Here is an 11,125-nt window from a genome sequence, read left to right as displayed (position 1 = left end):
AGAGCGAACCGTTGATGCGCTCTGGAACAGAATTGGCAAACTGGTCCAAACCTTCACGCCCAAAGAGTGCGCCAACTACTTCGCAGCCGCTGGATACGATGCAGACTGATAGGATTCCGCCCTAGCCAGTTTGGAGTATGGGGTGGGTGTCCTTGGCATTCCTCTGATCATGGTTCTCGGCCATACAAATTGCGGTGCGATCAATGCCGCCATCGAAGCGGAATTGAGCGAGGCTCAACTGCCAGGGCATTTGCCAGAACTGGTTAAATCGATTGCCCCCGCTGTTACAGCAGCAAAAAGACGCGACCCTACAGATCTCTTGCAAGCCGTAACCGAGGACAATGTTCGATGGGCCGTTGCGCGGCTTTCCACTGAAAGTGAAATAATTGACGGCGCATTGGATGCAGGTCACGTGAATGTTGTAGGGGCCATTTATGATATCGCGTCCGGAAAGGTGCGGGTCCTGGATGCCAAAAATGGGGACCGCTAAGAGGAAGCGTTAGCGGCGGCTTTCCGGTCCGGTCGGCTGGAGGTCTCTCTACCCGCTCAGAGCCCGATCCGTCGACGCTGCGAGCGCTCGAGCGCAACAAAACCCTCATGGATGAGCACGGCCAGCAGCGCCACGATCACGCCGCCTTGCACCACGAATGCCGTATTGCCCGTTTGGAGGCCCGCGATGATAACCTCGCCCAACGTGGGCGCTGCGACAGTCGAGCCGATGGCGGCGGTAGACAAGGCTATCGTCGTTGAGAGCCGCAATCCCGCGAGCATAAGCGGCATTGAGAGTGGCAATTCGACCCCGATCAGGCGTTGCATCGGCTTCATTCCCATGCCCTTTGCCGCCTCGGTGACCGGCGGTGGCACGCTGGACAGACCGGCCAGGCTGTTTTCGAAAATGGGAAGAAGCCCGTAGAGAAATAGCGCCACCAGCGTTGGCGTCGTCCCGAAACCGAGAAGCGGGACGCAAAGGGCAAGAACGGCCACAGGCGGAAATGTCTGTCCGATATTGGCGAGGGCGCGTGAAACCGGCAGAAAATCGACGCCGAAAGGGCGAGTCACGAAAATTGCAAGTCCCACGGCCAAAAGAGCAGACGCCGCGATGGCGCTGGCGACGATCAGCAGATGACTGATAGTGAGCGCCAGGAGGCTGCCTTGATTATAGACTGACGGCTGGCCGGGCCGGGTAAAGAGCGCCAGCAAGCCGGCGAAAGCGGTAGGCTGCACCACTAGCCACACCAGCAGCACGAGCCCAGCCAGGCGCAGCACAAGTCCCAACGGGCTCACGGTCGCGCCGCCAGCCGGCCAAGGCCGTCGAGGGTGACGATACCCAGAACGGTGCCGTCCCGCGCGACCGGAGCGGCCTTGCGACCTGACCACAGCAGCTCCGAATAGGCGCTGCGGAGCGTCATCGTCGCCTCGAGCGGCTCGCCATCGGCGGTGCCGCTTTCGACATGCTCGCCAAGTGTCGCCAGGGACAGGAGCCTAAAGGCCCGGTCGGTGGTCCCCACCAGTTCGCGCACGAAATCGGTGGCTGGATTGGCGATGATATCCGCCGGTTCGCCGTGCTGCAGCAGGCGTCCCTTATCCAGTACGGCGATCCGGTCGCCCAAATGTGTCGCCTCGTCCATGTCGTGGGTGACGAGAACAATCGTCGTTCCGAATTTTTGCTGAATGATCCGCAGCTCCTCCTGTGCCTTGCCACGAGTCACGGGATCGAGGGCGCCAAACGGCTCGTCCATGAGCAAGATATTGGGCTTGGCCGCAAGCGCTCGCGCCACGCCCACACGTTGCCGCTGGCCGCCGGAGAGCTCTCCTGGCAAGCGGTTCCGGTAGGTCGCAGGGTCGAGCTGGAACAGATCGAGTAGTTCATCGACGCGCCGGTCGATGGTGCGTCGGTCCCAGCCGAGCAAGCTCGGAACCGTGGCAATGTTCCGGGCGATAGTCCAATGCGGGAAAAGCCCGTGACCCTGGATCACATAGCCCATCTGCCGCCGCAGTTCATAGGCAGGCACACTCATCACATCGCGCCCGTCGACACGGATATTGCCACTGGTGGGTTCCACCAGCCGGTTGATCATCCGCAAAAGGGTTGTCTTGCCGGAACCCGACGTGCCAACGAGGGCGCAGATGGTGTGAGGCGCGATCATGAGGCTCACCTCGTCCACCGCGCGCGTGTCCCCGAACGACTTGACGACATCGCATATCTCGATCACGTCCTCGCCCTTTCCGCGCTGAGATCGATAAAACTGCCGAGCAACACCGCGGCGGCGAAGGCCAGCGCGACCGTGGGTGCGGCGCCCAGCAGGACGAGGTCGATAGCGGTCTGTCCGGCGCCCTGGAACACGAAGACGCCCAGGCCGCCGCCGCCGATCAACGCCGCGATGGTGGAAAGCCCGATATTCTGTACCAGAATGATGCGTATGCCCGTGAGGATCACCGGCATTGCCAGCGGCAGCTCGACGTGCCAAAGCCTTTGCCCTGAGGTCATACCCATGCCGCGGGCGGCCTCGACGGTCGTGGTGGCCAAACCGGTCAGCCCCACGAGGGTGTTCGCGACTACTGGGAGCAGCGCATAGGCTGTGAGTGCGACCATGGCTGGCGCCATGCCGATCCCGGAAATGCCGATGGTTCTGGCGCCCGGCACATTGGCGGCGATCCAGGCGAGAGGCGCGATCAGGATGCCGAAAAGCGCAATCGAGGGAATCGTCTGGACGATATTGAGCAGGTTCAATACGCCGCTCCGCATGGCGCTGAACCTGTGACAAGCGATACCTACCGGTACGCCAATTCCCGTCGCGAGCAGGACGGAGCCGAAGGCCAGCTCCAAATGCCGGCGGGTTTCCTGCCAGAATGCCGGCGCGCGGCTGCCATACTCCTTGAGAATGGAAAGCTCGTTCAAGGTGCCGCTTCCCAGGATGGCTCCAAATACCACCATGGCGAATGCCAGCGATCCGATGCGCGTCCAGGGCCCGGGATCGAGCCGGGAAAGCGCGTCCGTGAGCATCAAGGCCAGCGCCAAGATCAACAGCCAGGAACCGGCTCCGATGCCGATCCGGGCAAGGCTGTCGTCCTGCGGGGACATGGTGTCCGCCGCCAACCCGATCAGAAGGACAACGGCGAGGAGGCCCGCCCCGCTGGCCGCCAGCTTGAGTTCCCCCCGAACGCGAAGCATGGCGATAACAAGGACCGATCCCAGCCCGACCAGAGCGGCGATGGCAGCCCAAACAGGCAGTGCCGCCCAGAGCGGGACGCCCTCACCGGGAACGATGCGGTTCGCTTTGAATATGACAAATGGCAGGAACAGTCCGGCGACGGCCACAGCGGTGACAACGACGCCCAGCGGATCGAGACGGCGACGAACGAAAGAAGCGGAGTTCGCGGTTTGGAGTATGGTCATCATGGCCCGTTATACCACGAAGGCGGTCGGCTCAGGCTGAGGGGTATTGGCGGCGTAACGGGTAGGCCCGATCACACCGCCGCACTAACCAAGGAAGCCATTCTCGGTCAGAAAGTCCGTTGCCACCGAGGCAGCAGGTTCGCCGCCGATCTGGACGCGTCCATTGAGGTCCTGCAAGACTTCGAGCGTCAGCGCTTCGAAAACCGGCCCCAGGAGGTTCTCGATCTCGGGGTATTGGGTCAGCACCTCTTCGCGGATGATCGGAGCGGGCTGGTAGACCGGTTGCACGCCTTGGTCGTCCTCGAGTACCGTCAAGCCAGAGGCCCCGATGCCGCCATCGGTTCCATAGACCATTGCCGCGTTGACGCCATTCGTCTGCTGCGCAGCGGCTGCGATCGTTGCCGCCGTATCGCCGCCCGAAAGCACTACCAGTTGATCAGGCGACAGAGTGAACCCATAGGTCTCCTGGAATTTCGGCAGCGCGGCCGGAGAATTGACGAACTCGGACGAGGCCGCGAGCTTGACTTCACCGCCCGCGGACACCCATTGGCCGAACTGCGTGAAGGTTGAGAGATCGTTCGCTTGGGCTAGGTCGCTGCGCAGCGCCACTGCCCATGTATTGTTGGCTGGCGAGGGATGGAGCCAGGCAATCTGGTTGACCTCGTAATCCATGCGCGCCACTTCGGCATAGGCTTTAGCGGCATCGTTCCAGACCGGCTCTTCTGCGCGATCAAAAAAGAATGCACCGTTACCCGTATACTCGGGATAGATGTCGATCTCGCCTGCAAGGATGGCTTCGCGCACGATCGGCGTTGCGCCGAGCTGAATGCGATCGATGACGGCTATGTCGTTGGTTTCGAGTACCTGCTTGATGATGTTGCCGAGGACGCCGCCTTCGGTATCGATCTTGGACGAGACAACAACTTGTGCGGAAGCTGCGGTTGCAGCGAAGACAATTGCGGCGATAGCACCGAAAAGAGCTTTAGCTTTAGGCATCAATAATCCCCAAAAAATATGAGCTTTCGGTCCAAATCAGCGTAGAACCGCGCAAACCAACGCCAACGCGATGAGAAGGTTCCAGCTACCTTTCGTCGCAGGCGGTCAGCACGGCTCTAATGGCTCCAAGAATTATCGCGCGATTAACTCCTCAAAAGTTATGAAATCTGCTGAAGCGTTTCAGCAAGCCTCTGGCTCTCGGACGCAGATCATATTTCCGCGGCCAAGCTTAGGGGGCGCGCATGCTAACCATGTTCCACCTCTGGCTGAGAGACAAAAGAGCAAGTGTCGCCGTCGAGTTCGCCATACTCGCCTGGCCTTTTTTCCTTATCGTCGCAGCGAGCGTCGAACTTGGCGTCAAATCCTTTATCCAAGCCGAGCTCGATCGTGTGCTGGCCGATACAACCGCCGCGCTTTCCATTCTTGCGTCCGATGCCTACGATTCCCGGACATATGTCGAGAACACCATCTGTTCGATGTCCGGCCCCGTTCTCGATTGCAATTCACTTGAAATCGGCGCGGTCGTCGTTCGCGGGAGGTTGTTCGACTATCGAAACCTTTCGCTGGCCGGGCAATGGAATCCCGGATGTGGGGGCGACGTCGTCCTGATCGAACTGACCTATCCATATACCGACATCATCATGCCCTTCGCAGTCGCTGACATTGTCGAGACGGGCGAGGGGAAGCGTTACCGCAGCAGGACCGTCCTCCGGCGCGAACCTGTGCTCTCGGGGAATGGGGTATGCGCAGCATGAAGTTCGGATTCCTTGCGGATGATCGCGGCGTTGCGGCCACCGAATTCGCGCTGCTGGTTCCTATTCTGCTGACCCTGCTTCTGGGGACGATCGAAATCTCGAACTTTACCCTTCAGAACAGGAGGGCTCATCAGGCAGCGGTTCTGGCCGCGGAGTTCATGAGCCGTGATGGCGACAATGTGCTGGCAATCAATGAGCGCCACATCGTCGAAGACATCTGGATGATCACCAATCCCACGGCGCACCTGGCGATGGTGCCTCGAGACGGACGATGGGCGAACGGCTATAGCCGGGCGCTGGCGTCGGTCGAGTTCGCCCCGGTCGGCAACTGCCAGGGTTTGGAGTGCCCGCTCTTTCCGCGAGTGAACTGGACATTTCTCTATCAGGACATCATCAGCCGGCCCGTCTATACCCGCTGCGAGCTCGAACTCGTGCCCAACAGCGTACCGCTCGACGGCAAGAATATTCACGACGGCCTGGTCGGAAGGGCGCCGGTCGTCGTGGTCCATTTCACCTACCCCTATATCCCGCTGCTCCAGGGATGGCTGTTCCCAACCCTGGAACTCCATGCCAGTGCGGTTCGCAAGACCCGCAACAGTGTCTTGCTGCGTGTAGAACAGGATGGTTTTACCAGGTCATGTTGAACGCGCTTAAACGCCTGGCAGGCGACACCTGTGCCAATTATGCCATCATCACAGCCTTGCTGGCGCCTGTCCTCATGATGGCGTCGGGGGTTGCGATAGATTATGCCCTGGCGCTCACCTCCAGTCAGCGGCTGACCGCGGCCGCCAATGGCGCGGTGCTCGCTGCCCTTAGCGAAGTCCAGGCCAGAGCGGAGGTCGGGGAGGAATATACGAGACCCATGATCGAAGAGACCATGCGGAGCTTTTTCGCATCGGCGTCGGTCGGCATACCGTTCACCGATGTGTCGCGTGTCTCCCCCACAGTTACGGTCGACAGGAACAACTATACCGCTTCGATAGCGTTCGACGCCGATTACCGGACGTCCCTGATGAAAATCTTCGGGTACGACACCCTGCCGATTTCCAATCAGGCGCAGGCGATCATCACCTTACGCTCCTATATCAACATCAACATTATCGTCGACACTTCGCAATCGATGGGCGTGGGAGCGACGGACCGCGACCAGCAACTGGTTGCGCAAGCGACCGGGTGCGCTTTCGCCTGTCATATTAACCAAGCCCGCGGCAATTCCTCCTATGATAGGGCGAGAAACAACGGCGCCTCCATGCGCATCGACGTGGCGAGAAACGCCGTCATGTCGGCAATGGACACGCTGGCGGGAGCCAGGGAGTTCGACAACCAGATAACGATCGGGCTTTACCGGTTCACCAACACCTTTACCGAGGTACTGTCGCCGACCCATGTGCGCGCTTCCGATCTCGCCTATGTGAAGTCCGTGGCAGCGAGCGAGATTGCCCTGGACATGACGCTGGGAGGAACCAATCAGCAGGAAGCGCTGCGACAGATCGCGAGCCGAGTTCCAGCCAACGGCACGGGACGCTCCCCGACGGACCGGCTTCAATATATAATTGTGGTGACCGACGGCGTAGAAAATGCGCAAGCTTGGTTGCCGAACTACTGGTTCTTTCACAACCTCGCCACGCCCAACAATCCGCAACGGACCTATGCATCGCACGAAGTGAACTACGCGCTCAATGCTTCGGTTTGCTCGTCGTTGCGCGACCGCGGGGTCGAAATATTCTTTATCTACACGGAGTATCTCGAGCCACGGTACGGCACCATCAGCTCGCATGACCGCAACCGGCTCAATTTTATCACCAATAGCCTGTTTCCGATCATTCCCGAGCGCATGGCTGCATGCGCCGGCAAGCCCGAGAACGTGCTGAGCGCCAGCACGCCCGCCGAAATCCATCGGACATTCACACAACTGGCCAGCCGACTCTCTTCCCCGTTGCGTCTTTATTGAGAGCAGGCCTCTATGCAGCGGCGCCGGCTCCTTGACGGTCGACGTCGGCGCCAAAACGCCGGGCGCAACCCGGATCGACATCATTGCTCGCGCGGAAGCACTCAACAACGTGGCGATGACTTCGGGTTGAATGTGCCACGGACCCGCGGTGCGGTGCTTGGGCGGCCGCAGGCCGATATCATTGCGCGTACCAACGTCAGGCTCCATTAACCCCGATATAAAAATCGATTTAGCCGTTAACCCGCAAGAAGCCAGAAGGGCCGAAACTTGCGTCCGGCACAGGAGGCTATCGGACATGACATTGGCTACAGGCAGCATCGCTCATCGTGCAGGACGCGCGGTGGCAGCGCTCGCTTTCGGTTTGATCCTCGTAGCCGGAGCCACAGCGGAGTTGTTCGCGCATGAATGGCTGGCCCACCGATTGCGCGGCCCTGTCCACATTGTGGTCGATGGCGCGTGGGTGCCGATTGCTCGCGGCGACACGGTTCATTCGGGAACGATCGTCAGGACCGGCCCCTCCGGCACGGTCGAATTCCGGCACGGATCGAATAAGGTTTCGCTTTCACCCGATACGCAGGTGAAATTTATCGACTGGTCAGATAGAGGCCAGACCTGGGTCCAGCAATGGTTCGGCGAGGTTGAAGTCGATGTCGAGGCGCGCGATGTCACGCATTTTGCCGTCCAGACACCGATGATGGTGGCCGTCGTCAAAGGGACGCGGTTCAGGGTCAGCAACTCTGACAACGAGTCCGCGGTCAGTGTCATTCGAGGTGCCGTCGCGGTGCAGGACACGGTGCACGGACATCATGTCGATCTCGGCGCGGGCCAGTCGGTTTCTGGCGGCAGCCATTCGGTGATGGCCGTGTCGGGCATGGGCACGCTCCCGACCGTGATGAACGCCAATGGCCGCCCCGTGGTTATCTCAGGCAACGGCGGCGCTGCCATGCTGGCGAATGCCAATGCCCCCGGCAATAGCGGTAACGCGCCCCGCCACGGGGGGAATGCCCCCGGCAATAGCGGGAACGCGCCCGGCCACGGGGGGAATGCCCCTGGCAACAGTGGCAGCGCCCCCGGCAATAGTGGTAACGCGCCCGGTAACAGCGGGAATGCACCAGGCAATAGCGGGAATATGCCGGGCAATCGCGGGGGCCACTGATGCGGAAGGCCGGCGCCATCCCGCATGCCGCATTTGTCCTGCTGTGGCTACTGGTCGCCGGTTCCGCGGCGCTCGGGGTGTTCGAGCCTGCCGACCAATTCCTTTACGACCAGCGCTACGCAGCCCGGACAGAGGCAGTAACCGGAGACCGGGTCTACGTTGCCATTGATCCGCCGAGTCTGGAGGCGGTGGGTGTCTGGCCGTGGCCACGCACGATCCATGCGCAAATGATCGATGCACTCCTCGATGCGGGCGCGCACGAAGTCGTTCTCGATATCGATTTCAGTACGCTCAGCACCGTGGAGAACGACGCGGCGCTCGCGGAAGCGCTGGAACGGGCCGGGGGGTATGCCTATCTCGCCGCCTTCAATCAGGCGCTCCCCGATGGGACAGTTCATCTCACGGTCCCCGCAGAGCGGTTCCGCCGCTTTGCAGACATGGTGGCCGTCAATGTCAATCTCGACACCTCCGGCATTCCCAGGTCAGTGCCCCATGCCATATCGGCGGGAGAAACGGCGATACCCTCCCTGGCGGCCTTGTCCTCAAGTCAAGGGAAGGCGGCCAGCGAAATCATCATCGACTACGGAATCCGCGCCGCGACGCTTGTTACCCTGCCGGCTATCGATGTCATCGAAGGGCGGTTTTCGTCGGAGACCGTTGCGGGAAAAACCGTTGTCGTCGGGGCGAGCGCGCTGGAGTTGCAGGATGTCTTCCGCTCTCCAAATCAAGGTTTTCTGCCAGGCGCCGTCGTCCAGATTTTGGCCGCGGAAACTGCAGCACAGCAAAGGATAATCCGCAATTTCGGTTCGGTTCCCGCGCTGGCGATTCTGGCGGTGGTCGTCTTCGGATTTGCTGTGAGGAGCGGCACGAGGACTCTTGCCGGAGGCGGACTTGTCGTAATGGTGGCTGTTCTGGCTGAAATTGCCGCGCTGGCCCTCTATCACGAGGCCGCGATCATGCTGGCAACAGCGCCGCTCCTTGCAGGGATCGCCGGCCTGGCACTTTTGCTGCTGCTCTTCGAAAAGCAATGGCTCCAGCATATCGTCGCGCGGCTCACGGGCGAGCGCGACAGGACGCGCGATATCCTTGGCCGCGTGGTCGCGGACAATTTCGACGGCATCGTGATCGTTTCATCGCAACAGCGGATTATTTCCGCCAGCGCTTATGCGGAACGTTGGCTGGGACAAGGGCTCGTGGGGGCCGATGCGGGGACTGTGCTGCCGGAAGCCTTCGCTCAAGCATTGCAGTCCGCCTTTGCCGGTGCTGGGACGACAACGGCAACGAGCGTTCGGCCCAGAGAGGTCGTTATCCAACGCCCGCGAACGATAGCCGTCGCCGAATACGTGGTAACTGTTTCGCAGACGATTCCTGCAGTGGCAGGGCAGCCCACCGAAGCGTTTGCCAGTCTGACCTTCAGGGATGTCACAGCCCGGCGTGCCAGCGAGGACAGGCTCCAATACCTGGCTGCGCATGACGATCTTACTGGAACTTATAGCCGCAATCGCTTTGTCGAGATTTTGGACGAGGCCATTGCAGAGCAATGCACCGTTTATGTCCTGGCCTTCAATCTTCCCCGGTTCGCCGCCATAACCGCTACGCTCGGGCACGAGATAACCGATGAATTGCTGCGCCAGGTGGCCAGGCGGCTCGGCGATGCGGGCTATCGATGTCTTGCCCGGCTGGGCGGCGACAGTTTCGCGCTGGCGGTATTGGATGGCCAGACCGACGGGAGAGCGCTCTTCGGGCCCGTGGCCGCTCTTCTCGTCAGGCCCTACAAGGTGGGGGGACATTTTACGGCGGTCGGTTTTGCCGGCGGCTGGACGTCCGGACCTGCGCAGGATGGAGCGAGTTTGCTGCAACAAGCCAATCTGGCTTTGGTCGAGGCCTGTGCCGCCGCTGGAAATCCACTTGTCGAATACAATGAGGCGCAGGAACGCGCGCTCGATGACCGTCGGCGCCTCGATGGTGAAATGCGGCTGGCCCTTGAGGCCGGGCAATTCCACCTGGCCTACCAGCCCCAATACGCTGACAATGGCAGGCGGATGGTGGGTGCTGAAGCGTTGCTGCGCTGGCAACATCCCGAGCGCGGGCCGGTCTCTCCCCTCGATTTTCTCCCTGTCGCCGAAGAGACCGGGCTGATTGTCGAGATCGGCCGCATGGTGCTCGAACGCGCATGCAGGGAAGCTTTGAAATGGCCGGACGATATTCGCCTGGCGGTAAACGTTTCGCCCTTGCAGTTCGAGTTATGCGACATGTTTGCCGAAGTCGCCTTGGCTCTGGAGAAAACGGGATTCCCCGCAAGTCGACTGGAGTTGGAAATCACCGAAGGTCTGGTCATGCGAGAGCGAGATGCCGCAATCGAGACCTTGCGGCGGCTGAGTGCGCTGGGCGTCAAGATAGCCATCGACGATTTCGGCACAGGCTTCTCGTCCCTCTCCTATCTCAGCGACCTGCCGTTCGACGTTCTCAAGATCGACAAGAGCTTCGTCGATGCCCTAGGTGAAAATGCCGCAGCCGCGCAGATCGTGGAATCGGTCATCGGCATTGGGCGGCAGCTGGGCAAATCTGTGATTGCCGAAGGGGTGGAGACGCAGGAGCAGGCGGCTTTGCTTGGCAGGCTGGGCTGCGCGGTGCTGCAAGGCTATCTTTATGGGCGCCCGATGGCGCCCGAGGCGATTGCCGATCTTGCCGCCCATCTGCTCGACCGCCAGAGGGAAGCCGGGCACGTGAGATTGAGCGCGGCGGGCTGAGCGGCGGATTACGGCCGGACGCACGGTTCCCGACGCCGCCGCTCGCTTGTAAGGGGGGCAATTTCACGTATAGTCCCCTCACTGGCTATACGTCTCGACTCTGACCACCGAAATTGCCCG

9 protein-coding genes and 2 pseudogenes are annotated in these 11,125 nt (G+C 60.9%); 7 read left to right on the top strand and 4 right to left on the bottom strand.

Features of this window, described 5'->3' with window-relative positions; genetic code table 11:
- Both I2G20_RS16185 and I2G20_RS16180 read left to right on the top strand, forming a co-directional pair.
- Nucleotides 1-109: pseudogene (locus I2G20_RS16185) on the top strand (IS630 family transposase); the annotation flags it as partial.
- Between the two features lie 18 nt (nt 110-127).
- Nucleotides 128-490, top strand: a pseudogene (locus I2G20_RS16180) (carbonic anhydrase); the annotation flags it as partial.
- A gap of 56 nt (nt 491-546) precedes the next feature.
- Here the strand turns inward: I2G20_RS16180 and I2G20_RS16175 are convergent.
- The 4 genes from I2G20_RS16175 to osmF all read right to left on the bottom strand — a co-directional run bounded on the left by I2G20_RS16175 (nt 547) and on the right by osmF (nt 4,393).
- Nucleotides 547-1,284 (bottom strand): ABC transporter permease subunit, encoded by a 738-nt coding sequence (locus I2G20_RS16175; RefSeq protein ID WP_196260772.1) that lies wholly within the window; start codon nt 1,282-1,284, stop codon nt 547-549.
- Nucleotides 1,281-2,213 (bottom strand): ABC transporter ATP-binding protein, encoded by a 933-nt coding sequence (locus tag I2G20_RS16170; RefSeq protein ID WP_343070356.1) that lies wholly within the window; start codon nt 2,211-2,213, stop codon nt 1,281-1,283. Before I2G20_RS16170 ends, I2G20_RS16175 begins: the two co-directional genes overlap by 4 nt.
- Nucleotides 2,210-3,400 (bottom strand): ABC transporter permease, encoded by a 1,191-nt coding sequence (locus I2G20_RS16165; RefSeq protein WP_196260771.1) that lies wholly within the window; start codon nt 3,398-3,400, stop codon nt 2,210-2,212. The genes I2G20_RS16170 and I2G20_RS16165 overlap by 4 nt, the downstream gene beginning before the upstream one ends.
- 81 nt (nt 3,401-3,481) lie before the next feature.
- Nucleotides 3,482-4,393 carry a glycine betaine ABC transporter substrate-binding protein OsmF gene (gene osmF / locus I2G20_RS16160; protein ID WP_196260770.1) on the bottom strand — a complete coding sequence of 304 codons (912 nt, stop codon included), beginning with the start codon at nt 4,391-4,393 and terminating at the stop codon, nt 3,482-3,484.
- A gap of 242 nt (nt 4,394-4,635) precedes the next feature.
- On the opposite strand from osmF, the gene I2G20_RS16155 reads away from it, so the two are divergent.
- The 5 genes from I2G20_RS16155 to I2G20_RS16135 all read left to right on the top strand — a co-directional run bounded on the left by I2G20_RS16155 (nt 4,636) and on the right by I2G20_RS16135 (nt 11,005).
- On the top strand, nt 4,636-5,148 hold the full coding sequence (locus I2G20_RS16155; RefSeq protein WP_196260769.1) for a TadE/TadG family type IV pilus assembly protein: 513 nt from the start codon (nt 4,636-4,638) through the stop codon (nt 5,146-5,148).
- A complete protein-coding gene (locus I2G20_RS16150) occupies nt 5,136-5,792 on the top strand; it encodes a TadE/TadG family type IV pilus assembly protein (RefSeq protein WP_196260768.1) in 657 nt (218 codons plus the stop codon). Before I2G20_RS16155 ends, I2G20_RS16150 begins: the two co-directional genes overlap by 13 nt.
- Complete coding sequence (locus I2G20_RS16145) at nt 5,786-7,099, top strand: pilus assembly protein (protein WP_196260767.1); 1,314 nt, start codon at nt 5,786-5,788, stop codon at nt 7,097-7,099. Before I2G20_RS16150 ends, I2G20_RS16145 begins: the two co-directional genes overlap by 7 nt.
- 295 nt (nt 7,100-7,394) lie before the next feature.
- The gene (locus I2G20_RS16140; RefSeq protein WP_196260766.1) at nt 7,395-8,255 is read left to right on the top strand and encodes a FecR family protein; all 861 of its coding nucleotides are present in this window, start codon (nt 7,395-7,397) and stop codon (nt 8,253-8,255) included.
- The gene (locus I2G20_RS16135; RefSeq protein ID WP_196260765.1) at nt 8,255-11,005 is read left to right on the top strand and encodes an EAL domain-containing protein; all 2,751 of its coding nucleotides are present in this window, start codon (nt 8,255-8,257) and stop codon (nt 11,003-11,005) included. Before I2G20_RS16140 ends, I2G20_RS16135 begins: the two co-directional genes overlap by 1 nt.
- Nucleotides 11,006-11,125 lie beyond the last annotated feature (120 nt).

The organism is Pelagibacterium limicola, from assembly GCF_015694405.1.
Lineage (GTDB): Bacteria > Pseudomonadota > Alphaproteobacteria > Rhizobiales > Devosiaceae > Pelagibacterium > Pelagibacterium limicola.
The sequence above is the reverse complement of the archived record's forward strand: the minus strand, read 5'-3'. Positions and strand labels throughout refer to the sequence as shown.